Origin of the sequence: Pseudomonas ovata (assembly GCF_003131185.1) — a bacterium.
In the GTDB taxonomy this organism is placed as follows: Bacteria; Pseudomonadota; Gammaproteobacteria; order Pseudomonadales; family Pseudomonadaceae; genus Aquipseudomonas; species Aquipseudomonas ovata.
This window is the reverse complement of the sequence record NZ_QFFU01000011.1, coordinates 11,898-30,365: the sequence shown is the minus strand read 5'-3', so window position 1 is coordinate 30,365 and position 18,468 is coordinate 11,898. Positions and strand designations below refer to the sequence as shown.

General features: G+C 63.9%; 13 protein-coding genes. 10 read left to right on the top strand and 3 right to left on the bottom strand.

The genetic code is table 11. From position 1 onward, the window contains the following. Nucleotides 1-89 precede the first annotated feature (89 nt). The 10 genes from glgA (at nucleotide 90) to DGA31_RS15995 (ending at nucleotide 14,157) form a co-directional block, all read left to right on the top strand. Nucleotides 90-1,679: a glycogen synthase GlgA gene (glgA, locus tag DGA31_RS16040; protein ID WP_161959194.1), complete on the top strand. Its 1,590-nt coding sequence runs from the start codon at nucleotides 90-92 to the stop codon at nucleotides 1,677-1,679. A gap of 17 nt (nucleotides 1,680-1,696) precedes the next feature. Beyond that, on the top strand, nucleotides 1,697-3,508 hold the full coding sequence (treZ, locus tag DGA31_RS16035; protein WP_109513218.1) for a malto-oligosyltrehalose trehalohydrolase: 1,812 nt from the start codon (nucleotides 1,697-1,699) through the stop codon (nucleotides 3,506-3,508). Further along, nucleotides 3,501-5,579: a 4-alpha-glucanotransferase gene (malQ, locus tag DGA31_RS16030; RefSeq protein WP_109513217.1), complete on the top strand. Its 2,079-nt coding sequence runs from the start codon at nucleotides 3,501-3,503 to the stop codon at nucleotides 5,577-5,579. The genes treZ and malQ overlap by 8 nt, the downstream gene beginning before the upstream one ends. Next, nucleotides 5,576-8,380, top strand: a complete 2,805-nt coding sequence (locus DGA31_RS16025) for a malto-oligosyltrehalose synthase (protein WP_109513216.1) — start codon at nucleotides 5,576-5,578, stop codon at nucleotides 8,378-8,380. Before malQ ends, DGA31_RS16025 begins: the two co-directional genes overlap by 4 nt. Nucleotides 8,381-8,397: 17 nt before the next feature. Next, nucleotides 8,398-8,787: a DUF2934 domain-containing protein gene (locus tag DGA31_RS16020; protein ID WP_056836355.1), complete on the top strand. Its 390-nt coding sequence runs from the start codon at nucleotides 8,398-8,400 to the stop codon at nucleotides 8,785-8,787. Nucleotides 8,788-8,948: 161 nt separating this feature from the next. Beyond that, nucleotides 8,949-11,120 carry a glycogen debranching protein GlgX gene (glgX, locus tag DGA31_RS16015; RefSeq protein WP_109513215.1) on the top strand — a complete coding sequence of 724 codons (2,172 nt, stop codon included), beginning with the start codon at nucleotides 8,949-8,951 and terminating at the stop codon, nucleotides 11,118-11,120. A gap of 5 nt (nucleotides 11,121-11,125) precedes the next feature. After that, the gene (locus tag DGA31_RS16010; protein WP_206606845.1) at nucleotides 11,126-12,127 is read left to right on the top strand and encodes an acyl-CoA dehydrogenase family protein; all 1,002 of its coding nucleotides are present in this window, start codon (nucleotides 11,126-11,128) and stop codon (nucleotides 12,125-12,127) included. Next, the gene (locus DGA31_RS16005; RefSeq protein ID WP_109513214.1) at nucleotides 12,124-12,894 is read left to right on the top strand and encodes a PIG-L deacetylase family protein; all 771 of its coding nucleotides are present in this window, start codon (nucleotides 12,124-12,126) and stop codon (nucleotides 12,892-12,894) included. The genes DGA31_RS16010 and DGA31_RS16005 overlap by 4 nt, the downstream gene beginning before the upstream one ends. Continuing rightward, nucleotides 12,891-13,517 (top strand): class I SAM-dependent DNA methyltransferase, encoded by a 627-nt coding sequence (locus tag DGA31_RS16000; protein ID WP_109513213.1) that lies wholly within the window; start codon nucleotides 12,891-12,893, stop codon nucleotides 13,515-13,517. Before DGA31_RS16005 ends, DGA31_RS16000 begins: the two co-directional genes overlap by 4 nt. Then, nucleotides 13,486-14,157, top strand: coding sequence for a glycosyltransferase family 2 protein (locus DGA31_RS15995; protein ID WP_109513212.1), 672 nt, complete (start codon nucleotides 13,486-13,488; stop codon nucleotides 14,155-14,157). The genes DGA31_RS16000 and DGA31_RS15995 overlap by 32 nt, the downstream gene beginning before the upstream one ends. A gap of 403 nt (nucleotides 14,158-14,560) precedes the next feature. On the opposite strand, the gene DGA31_RS15990 is transcribed toward DGA31_RS15995, so the two are convergent. The 3 genes from DGA31_RS15990 to treS form a co-directional block, all read right to left on the bottom strand. Continuing rightward, nucleotides 14,561-15,607 carry an alpha/beta hydrolase family protein gene (locus DGA31_RS15990; protein WP_109513211.1) on the bottom strand — a complete coding sequence of 349 codons (1,047 nt, stop codon included), beginning with the start codon at nucleotides 15,605-15,607 and terminating at the stop codon, nucleotides 14,561-14,563. 103 nt (nucleotides 15,608-15,710) lie between these two features. Further along, entirely contained in the window at nucleotides 15,711-16,265 is a 555-nt protein-coding gene (locus DGA31_RS15985; protein WP_056836345.1) for a cupin domain-containing protein, read from the bottom strand. A 100-nt stretch (nucleotides 16,266-16,365) separates the two neighbouring features. Then, complete coding sequence (gene treS, locus DGA31_RS15980) at nucleotides 16,366-18,429, bottom strand: maltose alpha-D-glucosyltransferase (protein ID WP_109513210.1); 2,064 nt, start codon at nucleotides 18,427-18,429, stop codon at nucleotides 16,366-16,368. Between the last annotated feature and the right edge of the window lie 39 nt (nucleotides 18,430-18,468).

Here is an 18,468-nt window from a genome sequence, read left to right as displayed (position 1 = left end):
CTTGCGTGAAAATCTGTACCCGGCCGCAGGACATGGCCTGGGAACACTGGAAAGACCGCATCAACACTTGTATTCATTGGGAGAACACGATGATAAGCGCCGCTGTAAAAACCCAGCAGGGAGAGAGTTTTGGTCAGCCGGCCAGCGAGCTGAATCATCTGCCGGTTCTGGGCAGGCCCCAGATACCCGTACTGCATCTGCCACCCGCACCTCAACACACGATTTCGCAGGTCAACCGCCGCAAGGTGCTGTTTGTCACCTCGGAACTGGCCGACCTGGTCAAGACCGGCGGCCTGGGGGACGTGTCTGCCGCACTGCCCCGCGCCATGCGTCACCTGCACGATGTGCGCGTACTGATGCCGGGTTATCCGCAAGTGATCAACAGCGGCAATCCGATTCACATCATCAGTGAACTGGGGGGCCATGCCGCCCTGCCGCCCTGCAAGGTCGGGCGCATGGACATGAAGGACGGCCTGGTCATCTATGTACTGATCTGCCCCGAGCTGTACGAACGCGAAGGCACGCCGTACGGCGACAAGAACGGTCGCGACTGGAACGACAACCATATTCGCTTTGCCCGCCTGGGCCTGGCGGCCGCCGAATTTGCGGCCGGTGCCGTCAAGACCCAGTGGTGCCCCGAGCTGGTCCACGCCCATGACTGGCCAGCAGGCCTGGCACCCGCCTACATGCGCTGGCGCGGCCAGAGCACCCCGAGCATCTTCACCATCCACAACCTGGCCTACCAGGGCACGGTCAGCCCGACCACCTCGCGTGAGCTGGGCATACCAGAAGAAGCGCTGGGCAGCGAAGGCATGGAGTTCTACGGCAAGCTGTCGTTCATCAAGGCCGGCATGGCCTACGCCAGCCATATCACCACGGTGAGCGCCACCTATGCCCGGGAAATCACCACCCCCGAGTTCGGCTGCGGCCTGGAAGGTTTCCTGCAGAGCAAGGCCGAACGAGGCCAGCTCAGCGGCATTCCCAACGGCATCGACGCCAGCTGGGACGCCGCGACCGACCCGCACCTGATCTGCCACTTCGCGCCCAATGAGTGGCTGCGCAAGGAAATCAACGCCGACTACGTGCGCGAACTGTTCGAACTGGAGCCCTCCAGCGGCCCGTTGTTTGCTGTCGTATCGCGCCTGGTTTATCAGAAGGGTCTGGACCTGACCATCGGGGTGGCTGAACACATCGTTGCCAACGGCGGGCAGATTGCAATCATCGGCTGCGGCGAACCCGAAGCTGAAGAATCGATGCGTGAGCTGGCTGCACGCTTTCCCGGCAGGATCAGTGCACGGGTCGGCTTCAACGAAACCGATGCACGGCGCATGTTTGCCGGCAGCGATTTTCTGCTGATGCCTTCGCGTTACGAACCCTGTGGCCTGAGCCAGATGTACGCCCAGCGCTTCGGCTCGCTGCCGGTGGCACGCAATACCGGCGGACTGGCCGACACCATCGAAGATGGCGTGACCGGTTTTCTGTTCAACGAATCGACCATCGAGAGCTACACCGACGCACTGAACCGCGCCTTCAAGGTTTTCGAAAACACCGAACTGCTCAATGCCATGCGTTGCCGCGCCATGGCAGCACCCTTCAACTGGCAACAGGCGGTTGAACCCTATGCCGAGCTGTATCAGGACTTGCTGAAGAAAAACCTGGGCGCTGCCCTGCACTACTGACACCAAAGAGGTTACGGATGCCCCTGCGTACAGAACCTGACTGGCGCCACGGCGCCGTCTTGCTTGACCCGGAACAGACCCGTTTTGCCCTCTGGGCGCCCGATGCCGACACCGTTACCCTGCTGCTCGATGACGGTCAGGCATTGGCCATGCCCGCCCAGGCCGATGGCTGGTTCGCGCTTGAAACCCGGGCGCCGGCCGGCACGCGCTACCGGTTCAGAATAAACGACCAGCTTGAAGTGCCCGACCCGGCCTCACGCGCCCAGGACGGTGATGTCCATGCCTGCAGCGTGGTCGTCGACCCGAATGCCTGGCATTGGCAGCACCCGGACTGGCAAGGCCGTCCCTGGCATGAAGCAGTCATCTACGAGGTGCACGTCGGTGCCCTCGGCGGCTATGCCGGGGTCGAGAAACACCTGCCACGCCTGGCTGCCCTGGGCGTCACGGCCATCGAACTGATGCCGCTGGCGCAGTTTCCCGGCGACCGTAACTGGGGCTACGACGGGGTCTTGCCATACGCCCCCCAGGCGTCCTACGGCACCCCGGAACAGCTCAAGCAACTGATTGATGCCGCCCACGGCCACGGCCTGATGGTGATTCTCGATGTGGTCTACAACCACTTCGGGCCGGACGGCAATTTTCTGGGTGCCTATGCCCGCGAATTCTTCCGCACCGACCTGCACACGCCGTGGGGCGATGCCATCGACTTTCGTCGCCCTGAAGTGCGCCGCTTCTTTATCGACAATGCCCTGATGTGGCTTAACGAGTACCGCTTCGACGGTTTGCGCATGGACGCCGTGCATGCCATCCGCGACGCCACCTTTCTGGAAGACTTTGCCCTGCAGGTACGCGCCGCCATCGAGCCGGGCCGGCATGTCTGGCTGAATCTGGAAAACGAGTTCAACCAGGCACACAAGCTCGAGCAGGGCTTCGATGCGCAATGGAACGACGACGGGCATAACACCCTGCATGTCTTGCTGACCGGCGAAACCGATGCCTACTACCAGGACTTTGCCGCGCACCCGACCCAGAAGCTGGCACGATTGCTTGGCGAAGGGTTTGTGTATCAGGGCGAAACGACGCGCCACGGTGAAGCGCGTGGCGAACCGAGTGCGCACTTGCCGCCCACCGCCTTCGTGCTGTTCCTGCAGAACCATGACCAGATCGGTAACCGCGCCCTCGGCGAGCGCCTGCCACGCCTGGCACCGCCACAGGCATTGAAGGCCGCCACGGCCTTGCTGTTGCTGTCACCGATGATTCCACTGCTGTTCATGGGCGATGAATGGGCGGCCAGCGAGCCGTTCCTGTTCTTCACCAGCCACCACGGTGAACTGGCCGACGCCGTGCGCGAAGGCCGGCGCAACGAGTTTGCCGACTTTGCCGCCTTCGCCGATCCCGAGGGACGCGAGCACATTCCCGACCCCAACGACCCGCAGACGTTCGAAGCCTCAAGACCCGCCCTGGCTGCGCTGGACCTGGAAACCGACCAGGGTCTGGACCACCGCCAGTGGCTTGAGCTGTACCAGCACCTGCTGCAACTGCGTCATCGCGAAATCATTCCGCGCCTGCCCGGCAGCTTTGCCCTGGGCGCCGAGGTACTGGCCGAGGGTGCCGTCAGCGCACGTTGGCAACTGGGCGATGGCACGATCCTGCGCATTGACCTGAACCTCGGCGAACAAGCGGCCAACATGCAGCCTGTACGCAGTGAAGAGGTGCTTTTCGGCAGCCCACGACATTCGATCGAACCTTCCCGAAACGGCATCCTCGAACCCTGGACGGCGATTGTCAGCCTGACAGCCCATGATGCAGCGGAGAGCCGGGATGAGTAGTGAACAATTGGAAAAGCTGGCCACCGAGGCCGGCCTGTCGGTGCACTGGGTCGATGCCAATGATCGCCCGCAGACCGTCAGCCCCGAGGTCTTGATCAAGGTGCTGGAAGCCTTGGGCCATGCGGCCGACAGCCGCGAAGCCATTGATGCCAGCCTGCAACGCCTGCAGACCGAACGCCTGGGCGGCAGCGCCCCGCCGCTGCTGACTGTCGAGCAGGACACCCCGTTGAACCTGTCGGCGTGGTTTGCTCCGCACACGCCCTTTACGCTGCACCTGGAAGACGGCACGACGGTCGAGTCGCAGTTGACCGAGGACGCCCTGTTGCCGGCCCAGGCCATGATCGGCTACCAGCGCCTGACCATCGATGGACAAACGCTGACCATTGCCGTGGCGCCCCCCAGCGCCTATAGCATGGCCATGGCCTGCGACGACCCGGTGCCGCGGGCCTGGGGCCTGAGTGTGCAGGTCTACAGCCTGCGCCGTGAGGGCGACGGCGGCTTTGGGGACACCCAGGCCCTGGAGGCCTTTGCCCGCAGCGCCGGTGAGCGCGGCGCCGACGCCCTGGCGATCAGCCCGCTGCACGCGATGTTCGCCAATGACCCGGAACGCTACAGCCCTTATTCGCCGTCCAGCCGCCTGTTTTTCAACAGCCTGTATGCCTCTCCCGGCCTGCTGCTGGGCGAACGCGCGTGGCGCCAGGCCATTGAAGACAGCGGCCAGGCCGAGGAACTCAAGCGCCTGGAACAACTGGCGCTGATCGACTGGCCCGCAGCGGCCAAAGCCAAGTGGCAGGTACTGCGCAGCCTTTACGACGGTTTTGTGGCCGGCGACCACCCCCTGCTGGAAGACTTCAACAGTTTCCGTCACGCCGGCGGTGAAGCGTTGGAAAATCACTGCCGCTTTGAAGTCCTTTGCGAGCAGGCCAGCGCGCTGGGTATCAGCGGCAACTGGCACGAATGGCCGAATGATTTCAAGCAGCCGGACAGCCCGGCGGTAGCCGCCTTTGCCGCCGAGCACACCCGGCAGATCGGTTTTCATGCCTTTACCCAGTGGCTGGTCGCCCGTGGCCTGGAGCGCGCCCAGACGGCCGCACGCAGCAGCGGCATGCGCGTGGGCCTGATCGCCGACCTGGCCGTGGGCGCCGACGGTGCCGGCAGCCAGGCCTGGAGTCGCCAGGACGAACTGCTCTCGGCACTGACCGTCGGCGCGCCCCCTGACATCCTCAACCGCGCCGGGCAAAGCTGGGGCATCTCGGCGTTTTCGCCCGAAGGCCTCAAGCGCAATGGCTTTCGTGCCTTTATCGAAATGCTCCGGGCGTGTTTTGCCCACGCCGGCGGCCTGCGCATCGACCATGTGATGGGCCTGCAACGCCTGTGGGTCATCCCGGTGGGCGCACCGCCCACCGAGGGCGCCTACCTGAACTTCCCGATCGACGACATGCTGCGCCTGCTGTGCCTGGAGTCGTGGCGGCACAAGGCGATCGTGCTTGGCGAGGACCTTGGCACCGTGCCGGCCGGCCTGCATGACAAACTGTCGAGCCGCTCGATCCTGGGCATGCGCGTCTTGCTGTTCGAACAGCGCAATGGCGTGTTCAAGCCGATCCTCGACTGGTCGCCGGACGCGCTGGCCACCACCAGCACCCACGACCTGCCGACCCTCAATGGCTGGCTCAATGAGCTGGACATCGAGTGGCACGCCCGTCTGGGTCATGTCGATGCGCAGGCCCAGCAGCACTGGCGCGAGGAACGCAGCCGCGAATACGACGGCCTGCGCCAGGCCTTGAGCCAGAACAATGCAGGCTTTGCCGCCGACACCGAAGACAGCAGCCTGATCATCGACGCGAGCATCCGCTACCTGGGCCATACCCGTGCGCCCCTGGTGCTGTTGCCCATCGAAGATGCCCTGGGTTTGCTGGAGCAGGCCAACCTGCCCGGCACCATTGACACTCACCCCAATTGGCGGCGCAGGCTTTCGCCGGTGCCTGTTAACCTGCTGGACGAGCAAGACGCTGCCCGGCGCCTGGAACTGTTGTCACAGGCCCGTCAGCAAGCTGCGGAGCGTGACCGATGAGTACCACCGTTACCCCCAAGGGTCCTGCGCTGTTGCGCGCCACCCAACGCCTGCAGTTTCACAAGGACTTCACCCTCGACGACGCTGTCGCCCTGGTGCCATATTTTGCCCGTCTGGGCATCAGCCACATCTACGCCTCGCCGTTGCTGAAGGCGCGGGCCGGCTCCATGCACGGCTATGACGTGGTCGACCCGACCGTGATCAATCCGGAGCTGGGCGGCGAAGACGCCCTGCGCCGGCTGGTGGCGGCCCTGCGTGAGCACCGTATGGGCCTGATTCTGGACATCGTTTCCAACCATATGGCGGTTGGCGGTGCCGACAACCCGTGGTGGCTGGACCTGCTGGAGTGGGGCCGTGGCAGCCCGTTCGCGATGTTCTTCGACATCCAGTGGCACTCGCCAGACCCGCTGCTCAAGGGGCAGTTGCTGCTGCCCTTCCTGGGCGACGACTACGGCAAGGTGCTGCAGGCCGGGGACATCCCGCTGCGCTTCGACGCCGGGCAAGGCCGCTTCTACATTGAGCATTACCAGCATCACTTCCCGATCTGCCCGGTCAACTACGGTTCGATTCTGCTCAGCGCCGGACACCCGGCGCTCAGCGAACTGGCCGAGCGTTTCACAGCGCTGGACCAGTATCCGCAGGCTTATGAACGTGCGCGCCAGCTGCGCGAACAACTGGCCGAGGCCGCTGGCGAACCGGCCGTGCTCAAGGCCCTGGAAAGCGGCCTCAAGGCTTGGGACTCCAGCCAGCCCGAAGGCTTCAAGCGCTTGCATCAGTTGCTTGAAGACCAGCATTACCGACTGGCCAGCTGGCGCACTGCCGGCGACGACATCAACTGGCGGCGCTTTTTCGACATCAACGAACTGGGCGGCCTGCGGGTCGAGCGCCCGGCGGTGTTCGAAGCCACCCATGGCAAGATTTTCCAGCTGATCACCGAAGGCCTGGTCGATGGCCTGCGCATTGACCATGTCGACGGCCTGGCGGATCCGCGCGGTTACTGCCGCAAGCTGCATCGGCGTGTGCAGGGCCTGCTGGCCCAGCGGCCTGCCGAGGCGCAACTGGACCATCTGCCGATCTACGTCGAAAAGATCCTGGGCAGCGATGAAGCCTTGCGCCAGGACTGGTTGATCGACGGCACCACCGGCTATGAATTCATGAACCAGGTGTCGCTGCTGCAACACGACCCCAAGGGCGAGGCGCCGCTGGGCGAGCTGTGGCGCCAGGTCAGCGAACGCACGGCGGTGTTTGCCGAAGAAGAACTGGTTGCCCGCGACCTGGTGCTGCATGGCACGCTGGCCGGCGACTTCGAGAACGTTGCCCAGGCACTGCTGCAGGTGGCCCGCAGCGACCTGATGAGCCGCGACCTGACCCTGGGGGCCATTCGCCGGGCCCTGCTGGCACTGGTGTGCAATTTTCCGGTGTATCGCACCTACATCAGTGTGTGCGGACGCTCGGCCGAAGACGAACGGTTCTTCCAGCAGGCCATGGAAGGCGCGCGCAGCCAGCTCAATGAAGGTGACTGGCCGGTGCTGGAATGGCTGCAACGCTGGCTGGGTGGCACCTCATGGCGTTCGCTGCCACGCGGCAAGCTGCGCAAGCTGTACCGCAACGCCTGCGTACGCTTCCAGCAGCTGACCTCGCCGGTGGCAGCCAAGTCAGTGGAAGACACTTCGTTCTACCGCTCGGCGGTGCTGCTGTCGCGCAACGATGTCGGCTTCCATCCCGGACACTTCAGTGCGCCGGCAGCTGACTTTCATGCGGCCTGTGCCGCGCGCCAAACGCATTTCCCCGCCAACCTGCTGGCCACCGCCACCCACGACCACAAGCGCGGTGAGGACACCCGTACGCGCCTGGCCGTGCTGAGTGAACAGCCCGGCTGGTATGCCGAACAGGTCGAACGCTGGCGCCAACTGGCCCAACCGCTCAAGGACGGCGAGGTCAGCATCAGTGGCGGTGACGAGCTGATGCTGTATCAGGCCCTGCTGGGCAGTTGGCCGCTGGACCTGGAACTGGACGACGAAAGCGCTCGCCAGGCCTATTTCGAGCGTGTCAGCCGCTGGCAGGAAAAGGCCCTGCGCGAAGCCAAGCTGCAAAGCAGCTGGGCCTCGCCAAACCAGGCCTATGAAGGGGCTTGCCGGGCGTTCCTCGAACGCCTGCTACTGGCTCCGGAGACACAACCGCTGCGCCAGTCGCTGGGCGCGACCGCGCAGCGCCTGGCACCTGCCGGCGCCCTCAACAGCTTTGCCCAGATCTTGCTGCGCATGAGCGTGCCGGGCGTGCCGGACCTCTACCAGGGTACGGAATTCTGGGACTTCAGCCTGGTCGACCCGGACAACCGGCGCCCGGTCGACTACCAGGCCCGTGCCAAGGCACTGGCCGAGCCTGCACCGGTCAGCGAGCTGCTGACGCACTGGCGTGACGGACGCGTCAAGCAAGCCCTGATTGCCCGCACCTTGAACCGGCGCGCCGAACAGGCCGACCTCTTCGCTCACGGCGACTATATTGCTTTGGAAGTGACCGGTCGCCATGCCGACAACGTGCTGGCTTTTGCACGATTCTGGCAAGACCGCTATGCCGTTGTTCTGGTACCGCGCATCTGCAATGAACTATTGGGCACGGCATCAACTCCATTCATACAGACCGATGGCTGGGGCGACACGCGTGTGCTGCTGCCGTTTGCTGACCCTGACAGTGCCTGGCAAGGGCTGTTCGATGAAAAGGTCAGCCTGAGTGAAAAGGAGTTGCCGCTCAGCGATGCGCTCAAGGAATTTTCTGTAAACCTGTTCATACAAACCTTGTAATACCCGGGAGTGTCGAGATGAGTGCCGACGAAAAAAGAATCCGCGAATTTGCGTACCAGATATGGGAATCGGAAGGTCGGCCGGACGGCCATGACAGCCGCCATTGGGAAATGGCGCGCAAGCTGGCCGAGGCGCAAGCCTTGGCGCCTGACAAAAGCCCCGCACGCAAAGCCAGCAAACCCAAACTACCCAGCGTCGAGGGTGTTGATGATGGCAAACCGGTTCCGGCCAAGCCGGCCGGCAAGGCCGCGTCGGCTGCCAAACCGGCGGCCAAGGCAGCACCCAAGCCTAAGCCTGCCGCGGCGGCCAAAGCGCCGGATGCGGCGGACAAGCCGGCCTTGAAATCGGCCTCCGAGCCTGCACCAAAGCCTGCTGTAAAAAGACCCCGCAAGCCCGCCGCGCCTTGATCGCGTGACGGTTCCATGCCACAGCGCCGGCTGATTCGCGGCGCTGATGGCGTTGATTGACCCTGCTTTTTCTCGACCTTGTCGGGCCTTGGCCGCGATAACGGGAACGGCCGCCCGTAAAACACCTTTCAGGCACTAAAATCTTATTTCAGGAAACAACCATGAGCACGTCGTCGAAAAAAGCTTCCCATGACACCCCTGAATCCAAGCCTTCCATTTCACGTCTGCGTGAAGGTCTGCCCTTTCCACTCGGCGCCAACTGGGACGGCCTGGGCGTCAACTTCGCCCTGTTCTCGGCCAACGCCACCAAGGTCGAGCTGTGCCTGTTCGACTCCACCGGCGAGGTGGAGCTGGAACGTATCGAACTGCCTGAATACACCGATGAAATCTTCCACGGTTACCTGCCCGACGCCCATCCAGGGCTGGTTTACGGCTATCGGGTATACGGCCCTTACGATCCACGCAATGGTCATCGCTTCAACCACAACAAGCTGCTGATCGACCCTTATGCCAAGCAATTGGTCGGCGAGCTGAAATGGTCCGAGTCGCTGTTTGGCTACACCATCGGCCACCCCGATGGCGACCTGAGCTTCGATGAGCGCGACAGCGCACCCTTTGTACCCAAGAGCAAGGTCATCGACGAAGCCTATACCTGGGGCCGCGACCAGCGTGTCGGTACGCCGTGGGACAAGACCATCCTCTATGAAACCCACGTACGCGGGTACACCAAGCTGCACCCGGCCGTACCTGAAGAATACAAGGGCACCTTCCTGGGCCTGAAAGTGCCGGAAGTCATCGAACACATCCGCAAGCTGGGCGTGACCTCGGTCGAGCTGCTGCCCATCCATGCCTTCGTCAATGACCAGCACCTGCTGCAAAAGGGCATGACCAACTACTGGGGCTACAACAGCATTGCCTTCTTCGCCCCGGACCCGCGCTACCTGGCCCACGGCAAGATTGCCGAGTTCAAGGAAATGGTCGCGCACATGCACAAGGGCGGCCTGGAGGTCATCCTCGATGTGGTCTACAACCACACCGCCGAAGGCAACGAACTGGGCCCTACCCTGTCGATGCGCGGTATCGACAACGCCTCCTACTATCGCCTGATGCCCGATGACAAGCGCTTCTACATCAACGACTCCGGCACCGGCAACACCCTGGACCTGAGCCACCCGTGCGTCTTGCAGATGGTCACCGACTCGCTGCGCTACTGGGCCTCGGAAATGCATGTCGACGGCTTCCGCTTCGACCTGGCGACGATTCTGGGCCGCTACCACGACGGCTTCGACGAGCGCCACAGCTTCCTGGTTGCCTGCCGCCAGGACCCGGTGCTGCGCCAGGTCAAACTGATCGCCGAGCCCTGGGACTGCGGCCCGGGCGGTTATCAGGTCGGTGGTTTCCCGCCGGGCTGGATGGAATGGAATGACAAGTTCCGCGACACGGTGCGCGCCTTCTGGAAAGGCGACGAAGCGCAGTTGCCTGACTTTGCCGCACGCCTTACCGCCTCGGGCAACATGTTCAACCAGCGCGGCCGTCGCCCACAGGCGTCGGTGAACTTTATCACTGCCCACGACGGCTTCACCCTGCACGACCTGGTGTCATACAACGACAAGCACAACGAAGCCAACGACGAAAACAACCAGGACGGCAGCAACAACAACCTGTCCTGGAACCACGGTGTCGAAGGCCCGACTGACGATGGCGAGATCAACGCCCTGCGACTGCGCCAGATGCGCAACTTCTTCGCTACCCTGCTGCTGGCCCAGGGCACGCCGATGCTGGTCGCCGGTGACGAGTTCGCCCGAACCCAGCATGGCAACAACAATGCCTATTGCCAGGACAGCGAGATCGGCTGGATCAACTGGAACCTGGACGGTGACGGCGAGGCCTTGCTCAAGTTCGTCAAACGCGTGATCAAGCTGCGCCAGAGTTACCCGATCCTGCGTCGCAGCCGTTTCCTGGTGGGCGACTACAACGAGGAAATCGGCGTCAAAGACGTCACCTGGCTGGCGCCGGACGGCAATGAAATGAGCGTCGAGCAGTGGCAGGACCCTAACGGTCGTTGCCTGGGCATGCTGATGGACGGTCGCGCCCAGGAAACCGGTATTCGTCGGCCCGGTGCCGACGCCACCTTGCTGCTGGTGGTCAATGCGCATCACGAAGGCGTGGAATTCACCCTGCCCGAGGTACCGGAAGGCACGCATTACACCTGCCTGATCGACACAAACCTGGACGATGCACCGCGCAAGACGCGCCTGGAGTCGGGCAGCACCTACACCGTCACGCCACGCTCGCTGCTGCTGTTCGAACTGCAGCACGACGAACAGGCGTAACCGTCATGCTGGCCGCATTCTTCGACCAGCACAGCCTCACCCGGGCCGGCACCGCTGAATTGAGCGTGTGCCTGCAAGAGATGGTCAGCCAGGGCCTTGATCGTCTGCCGTTACCGGCAGGCGGCCAGACCCTGGCGCGCTGGCAGGCCCTGGCCTGCGTAGCCGGCCATGACCTTGGATTATGCAAGTTCTACGAAGGCCACACCGATGCGCTGGCAATCATGGCCGAACTGGGTGCGCCGCAGGTTCCTGCGGGCAGCACCTGGGGGATGTGGGCCGCCGAACCACCGCAGGCCTGCGTGCGGGTCAGCGGTGTCGGCGACACCGTGCGCCTGGATGGCCTCAAGGCCTGGTGCAGCGGCGCGCCGGTGCTCAGTCACGCGCTGTTGACCGCCTGGGACGAGCAGAACCGCCAGCAACTGGTCGCGGTGGCGCTCGATCAGCCCGGCGTACAGGTGACCGACGAGGGCTGGTGCGCGGTGGGCATGGGGGCAACCGCCAGTGTCGAGGTAGGCTTCGAGCACGCCGTCGGCTGGCGGGTCGGCGCGCCTGGTGCTTACCTGCAACGCCAGGGCTTCTGGCAAGGGGCAATCGGCATTGCCGCCTGCTGGTACGGGGCGGCCCAGGCACTGGCGCGGTATCTGCCGCGCCAACTGGCGCAACGTGATGAACCGCATGCCCTGGCGCACCTGGGTGCCGTGGATGCGGCGCTGTACAGTGCCGTGCAGGTGCTGCGCAACGCGGCCGTGCAACTTGACCAATATCCCTTGGCAGACGCTGAACACCTGGCCCGGCGCTGCCGCGCCAGTGTCGAGGCGTGTGTCGATACCGTGATCAGCCATGTAGGCCGGGCGCTGGGCGCCGGGCCTTATTGCAAGGACACAGGATTTGCCCGTTTGATGGCCGACCTGCCCGTATTCCTGCGCCAGAGTCATGCCGAGCGTGACCTGGCGACACTCGGCCTACTGGCCGTGAAGCACGCACCCATCCAGGAATGGAACCTATGAATGAAGGCTTCGTGGTCAGCGACGACGTCGATGGTCGCGGCACCCCGCTCAGTGCCTGGCAGGCCTCAAGCAGGCTGGCCGCCGTACCCGCCATCAGCGCCGACCTGCTGGTGCCCCCAGAGTGCCGGGCAGTGATCGTGGCGCCGCATCCAGACGATGAAGTGCTCGGTTGTGGCGGCCTGATGAGCCAGCTGCACCTTCTTGAACGCGAACTGTTGCTGATTTCGGTCACCAACGGCACCGCCAGTCACCCGGGCTCGGCCCTCTGGCCGGCCTCGCGCCTGGCAGCGGCCCGCCCTGAAGAAAGCGCCGAGGCGCTGCAGCGGCTCGGCCTGCCGGCTGACCTGCCCTGGCTGCGCAGTGCGTACCAGGACGGCGCCGTGGTCGAGCGCGAAGCCGAACTGCAAGCCTTTCTGGAAAGGCACCTGCTGCCCACCGACGTGGTGTTCGGCACCTGGCGCGGCGACGGGCATGGTGATCACGAAGCCGTGGGGCGTGCGTGCGCCAACGCCTGCGCGGCAGTCGGTGCGCAGTTCAACGAAGTGCCGATCTGGGCCTGGCACTGGGCAGGCCCGGAAGACGAGCGCCTGCCCTGGGAACGTGCACGCAAATTGCTCCTGGACCCGGCCTTGCTGGCACGCAAGCATGACGCCGTGCAGGCCTTTGTCAGCCAGTTGCAAGGCGATCCGGCCATCGGCCTGGCACCGGTACTGCCTGTATGGGCACAGGCGCGCCTGTTGCAACCGTTCGAACTGGTGTTCCTATGAGTGTGGCGGACGATTATTTCGATGACCTGTTCCAGAACACTGACGATCCCTGGGCCTTCCGCCAGCGCTGGTATGAACGGCGCAAGCGGGCGCTGACCCTCGCCACCCTGCCCCGCGAGCACTATCGGTCGATTTTCGAGCCCGGCTGCGCCAATGGCGAGTTGAGCGCCGCCCTGGCCGGGCGCTGTGACCGCTTCCTGGGCTGCGACACCTCAAACCGTGCAGTGAACCTGGCCCGCCAGCGCCTGGACGGTGTGGCCCACGCCACGGTCATCCAGGGTCGCCTGCCCCACGACTGGCCCGAAGGTCCTTTCGACCTGATCGTGTTCAGCGAACTGGGTTATTACCTGGACGCACAGGACCTGCAGCAATTGATCAGGCGCGCGCTGACCTCGCTCAGCGACGACGGCCAATTGCTGGCCTGCCATTGGCGCCCGGCCATCGAAGGCTGTCCGCTGGATGCCGAACAGGTGCACCGCTTGCTTGCCGAGCACTTGCCTCTGCACCGGATCTGCACGCACCGGGAGGCGGACTTTCTTCTGGATGTATTCAGCCGTGACAGGCTTTCAGTCGCGCAAAAGGAGTTCGATGATGATCGGCGTGCTCATCCCGGTTCACAATGAAGAACAGTTGCTGGACCTGTGCCTGGCCACCGTGCAACTGGCCGCCGTGCATCCGGGCCTGCATGGCGAGCCCGTGTGCATTCTGGTGGTGCTCGACAGCTGCACCGATCGTTCGGCCGAGATTGCCCGTCGTCGCGGCGTGATGACGCTGGAAGTGGAGGCCCGCAACGTTGGTCAGGCGCGTGCGGCCGGCGCCCGGGCACTGGTTGACGCAGGGGCGCGCTGGCTGGCGTGCACCGACGGCGACAGCACCGTGGCCGAAGACTGGCTGTACGAGCAATTGCTGCTCGACGCCGATGCCGTATGCGGCACCGTGACCCCAAGCCAGTGGTGCGAACACTATTCGCCAGCGGCCAGGGCGCATTACCTGAGCCTGTACCAGCAGCGCGACGATCATCGCCATATCCACGGCGCCAACCTGGGCATCAGCGCCCAGGCCTACCAGCGCGCCGGCGGATTCCCGGCGCTGGCCTGCCATGAGGATGTGCACCTGGTACGCCAACTGGAAATCACCGGCGCCCGCATCGCCTGGAGCTGCCGCCCGCAGGTGACCACCAGCACCCGCCTGGACCCACGGGCACAGGGCGGGTTTGGTGATTACCTGCGGGCGCTGGAAGCGGCTGCGCCGCTGCCTGTGTAACGGCCGAACGGCTTCATACGCGCCCCCTGTCTGTAGGAGCGCGCTTGCCCGCGACCGAGTGCGAAGCGCTCGCAAAAATTTGTGAAACGCTGAAATTTTACGACTGCTAACGCAGCCGGTCGCGGGCAAGCGCGCTCCTACAAGTGGTGTGCGGTCTGCAGGCCGGAGCGGTCGCTTTCCGGGGTGCCCAGGGCATCGCTGAAGAAACGCCCCGCCTCGGCACTTACCTGCGATCGCTGGAAGCGGCTACGCCGCTCCCTGTGTAACGGCCAAGCGGCTTCATACACGGCCCCTGTCTGTAGGAGCGCGCTTGCCCGCGACCGAGTGCGAAGCGCTCGCAAAAATTTGTGAAACGCTGAAATTTTACGACTGCTAACGCAGCCGGTCGCGGGCAAGCGCGCTCCTACAGGTGGTGTGCGGTCTGCAGGCCGGAGCGGTCGCTTTCCGGGGTGCCCAGGGCGTCGCTGAAGAAACGCCCCGCCTCGGCACTCAAGGTGCGATGGATGTCCTCGCGGTCCACGCCTTCGGCGTCGTTGCACAGAATCGGCATGGTCGCACGCTGTTCGTCGCTGCACGGGGCCATGAACACGAAATGCCCGGCCCCGGCCAGCAACTTGTAGTCGGGCGCCTGCGGCAGCTTGCGCGCCAGGGCCTCGGCGTTCTTGTCCAGCGCCAGCAGGCGGTCGTCGTCGCCGGCATACATCAGCACCGGCACATGCACATCGCTCAGGGTCTGGCGGCCGAACATCAGGCTCAACGGCGCCATCAGTAACAGCGCGCCCACCCGTGGATCGGCCTCGGCATGCAGGTCGTCGCGGTCAGCCACCAGGTGACCCTGGGTCTTGCAGGCATCCTGGTCGTCGGGGCGTTCGATGCAGTACTGGCGCAGGCGTTTCGGGTCCGGCTGGGCGCCGGCCAGAATCAGCGCGGTCTCGCCACCGGCCGAATAGCCGATCACCCCGACCTGGCTGGCACTCAGGTAAGGAGCCAACAAGGGTTCCTGCAAGGCGGCGCTGATGGCGGCAGAAATCTGCAAGGGCCGGCCATACAGGTTGCTCAAGCTGCCCAGGCGGCTGTGGTCGCGGTCGTTGTCGCCGGGGTGCACCACCGCCACCACCACAAAACCCTGGCGCGCCAGCGAGGTGGCCAGGTCATGCATGGCCAGTGGCGTGCCGGTGTTGCCGTGCGACAGCAACAGCAGCGGAAAGCGGCCCATGGCAACCGGGGCGTCAGCCGTGGCCTCGACATCGTAGCCGCGCAACCGGTTGACATGCTCGGCGGCGGTGGAAGGATAAAAGGCAATGGCCCGCATCGCCTGCCCGTCGAGCGGGTCGGCAAAGCTCAACTCGTGAAAACCTGCGCCCCAGAGCGTTGGCGTGTCGGCCTGGGCCTGCACCGAAACAAGGCCACCGAGCAGCCCCATCAGCATCACTGCACATAGACGCACCATAACCTTCTCCCTCACCCTGCCCTATACAGCCTGAGACCTTGCTCCACGATGATCGTGCACAAGGCGGGCCAGATTTAATCCGTGTTCAAGGTTTGTTTCAGGGTCAGAAATTGGCCGGTGTGTTGGCGCTGATGATTTCCGCCTCATCCTGGCCAATGTTGCGAAAGCGGTGCGCCAGGGTGGTCGGGAAATAATAGCCATCGCCAGCCCCCAGCACATGGACCTGACCGTCGATGGTCAGCTCGATGGTGCCACGGGTGACCAGGCCGCATTCTTCGCCTTCGGCATGCACGATGGACTCGTCACCGGAGCTGGCACCGGGGGCGTACTGCTCACGCAGGAAGCGCATCTGCCGGCTGGGCAAGGTGGCCCCCACCAACAGCAGGCGCAGGCCATCACGGCCCAGGTCCGGCTGGTCGCCGGCGCGGAAGACGTGTTGCTCGTTGACGCGCCCAGGCGGCTGATCGAAGGTGAAGAATTCCGCCAGGCTCATGGGAATGCCTTCAAGCAGTTTTTTCAGGGAACTGACAGAGGGGCTGACGCGGTTTTGCTCGATCAACGAAATGGTCGCGTTGGTCACGCCGCTGCGTCTGGCCAGCTCGCGCTGTGAGAGTTTGTGGCTTTCGCGAACCAGCTTGAGTCGGGTGCCCGTGTCCATAACCGCCTTGAATGAAGAATGCTTGCAGGGTGAAACACGGCCAGATACTGGCCGTGTGCCGTGAAGGGCGCGTATTAAAGCACGATTGCCGCCGGCATGATCACACCAGATTGCTCACCACTCTCAACGCCAGGCCCTCATAGGCATCCAGGTTGATGGTGAATTCGCCCTGCTCGCTCAGGTCGCCTTCGACCCGCTCGTTGATGATGTCGACCACCGGCCCCGGTACGATATCGGCCGGCAGATGCAGGGTTTCGGTGATCGGCTGGTTGCTGAAGTTCAGCGCCGTGATCTGGGTGCCGCGGCCCGCCGGCAGCTCATGCACCATGATCAACAGGCCCGGATGCTCGACATCCGGAATCAGCACCTGACGGCTGGCCGCAATGTCATAGGCGCGGCGTACCGCCAGGATCTTCTTGAGCTGCGAGGCAAACGAGTCCGGCCGTTGCAACTGTTCGCTGAGGCTGCCGTACAGGCTTCTGGCCCGTGGCATGCCGCCGGATGACACCGCCACCGTCGGATCGGAATCGACCAGATCGTAGGCGCCACGGTGGATCCAGCGCGTGTCGCCGTCCTGCATCAGGTGCTCGACCTGCTCGGCCGGCAACGGCAAGGCACCCACCATGTCCCAACCCGACAGCGCAAACACGCCAGGCTGCATGGCATTGAACATCACCAGCAGCAGGTGAATATGCTGGACCTGGCGAATATCTTCCTCGGTCAACGTGTCCAGGTCGCGGATGCCCAGGGCGGCGGTGATGATGCTGGCCGTGGTGCATGACACGCCGTTGGTGACGAACTTGAGGTTGTACGGCGCGTGCTCACCGGCCAGGCGCTCGTACATCTCTTCACGAATATGCTCGCGCAGGATGTTGCCGGGAAAGGTCTGCCCTTGATAGTGGTAGGTATCATGGGCGTGCAGGGTCCAGAAATGCACCAGTTCCAGGGTCAGTTCATCATGGTTCTGCAAGGCATGGATCAGCGACGCCGGATCGATGCCGAAAGCATGCACCTGGCGCAGCATCAGGCGCAGGAATTCGGTGGTGCCGGTCAGTAGCGCATGCTGGTAGGCCGGCCGGGTAATGAAGTCATAGGACAGGTCGGCACCGCCGTGCGACATCGAGGCAATGTCGTCGATGGTCAGGTTCAGTTCCTGGAAGCTGAAGCCGCCAGCCTTGCGAATCGCCCCGCCAATCAACTGATTGCCGGTGATCGACAGCGGATGGCTCTCCGACCAGGCTCCGCCTTCGATCTTGCGCTCCACCCCGAGAAAACCGTTGGCATCCAGACGCAGCACGCGCGCACCCATGACGTCGATGGCGTGCAGTGCATCGCCGATGATCATCTGTTGCGCCGCAAAACTTGGGTCGAGCCAGTTCAGCGACGGCTGGCCTTCCTTGAAGTAATGCAGGTAGACCCAGCGTCGTGGCTTGCCGTCCACGCCCACCACGATATCGGTGGCGCTCCAGTCGGTTTCCTTGACCCCTGGCTCGAAAAAGATCACCCGCTGCAACTGGCCGACGATGTAGTGCTTGTCGCGCAGCAGGTCGACGACGTCCGGCACCAGGTTGACCGCATCACGGCCCTCGGGTACCGCCGGCAGCAGTGGCCAGTCTTCCTCGCGGATTTCGACCATGTGGTAGAGGCCGGGGTAGTCTTCGTACGCCATCTCGGCCAAGCGAAAGTCCGCCCCCTTGCCGGTGTGCGACGGAATGATGTCGTCGATTACCACCGCATTGTGCGCAGCGGCAATGCGACTGAGGTTAAGCAGGTGGGTTTCACTGCCCAGCTCCGGGTCGATACCGAAGCTGATGCGGTCGAAATTACCGTCAATGCTGGGCGTGCGGTTGTAGCCCTGCAGCCCGCCCGACAACTTCAACGGCCCGTTGTGAATGCCCTGGATGCCGACTTCCGACAGCGCACGCCAGAGTTCCTCATCGCCCAATGCCTCCAGGACCGAACCGCCCTCGCGGGTAATGATCGACGCCGGGTAAGCGGTGAACCACACCGAAGCGATGGCCGAGGCATCACGAGGCCGGGCCTGGGCGAACGGGCGCTGCCAGAGCCGCCCCTGCCCGCCGTAGGTCTTGGCACGTTGGCGGGCGGCGTTGAGCATCGATTGCTCGACCAGCCAGTTCACATACTCTTTGTCCGGTGTTGTCATAAGTCCATTCACCCGCTTGAAGTGGTACGGCGCGAGAGA

Coding starts and splice junctions, on each gene's coding strand:
- DGA31_RS16000 (WP_109513213.1), top strand. CDS start 12,891: ATGAGTGTGGCGGACGATTATTTCGATGACCTGTTCCAGAACACTGAC.
- DGA31_RS16020 (WP_056836355.1), top strand. CDS start 8,398: ATGAGTGCCGACGAAAAAAGAATCCGCGAATTTGCGTACCAGATATGG.
- glgA (WP_161959194.1), top strand. CDS start 90: ATGATAAGCGCCGCTGTAAAAACCCAGCAGGGAGAGAGTTTTGGTCAG.
- DGA31_RS15985 (WP_056836345.1), bottom strand. CDS start 16,265: ATGGACACGGGCACCCGACTCAAGCTGGTTCGCGAAAGCCACAAACTC.
- glgX (WP_109513215.1), top strand. CDS start 8,949: ATGAGCACGTCGTCGAAAAAAGCTTCCCATGACACCCCTGAATCCAAG.
- treS (WP_109513210.1), bottom strand. CDS start 18,429: ATGACAACACCGGACAAAGAGTATGTGAACTGGCTGGTCGAGCAATCG.
- DGA31_RS16005 (WP_109513214.1), top strand. CDS start 12,124: ATGAATGAAGGCTTCGTGGTCAGCGACGACGTCGATGGTCGCGGCACC.
- malQ (WP_109513217.1), top strand. CDS start 3,501: ATGAGTAGTGAACAATTGGAAAAGCTGGCCACCGAGGCCGGCCTGTCG.
- DGA31_RS15990 (WP_109513211.1), bottom strand. CDS start 15,607: ATGGTGCGTCTATGTGCAGTGATGCTGATGGGGCTGCTCGGTGGCCTT.
- DGA31_RS15995 (WP_109513212.1), top strand. CDS start 13,486: ATGATCGGCGTGCTCATCCCGGTTCACAATGAAGAACAGTTGCTGGAC.
- DGA31_RS16025 (WP_109513216.1), top strand. CDS start 5,576: ATGAGTACCACCGTTACCCCCAAGGGTCCTGCGCTGTTGCGCGCCACC.
- treZ (WP_109513218.1), top strand. CDS start 1,697: ATGCCCCTGCGTACAGAACCTGACTGGCGCCACGGCGCCGTCTTGCTT.
- DGA31_RS16010 (WP_206606845.1), top strand. CDS start 11,126: ATGCTGGCCGCATTCTTCGACCAGCACAGCCTCACCCGGGCCGGCACC.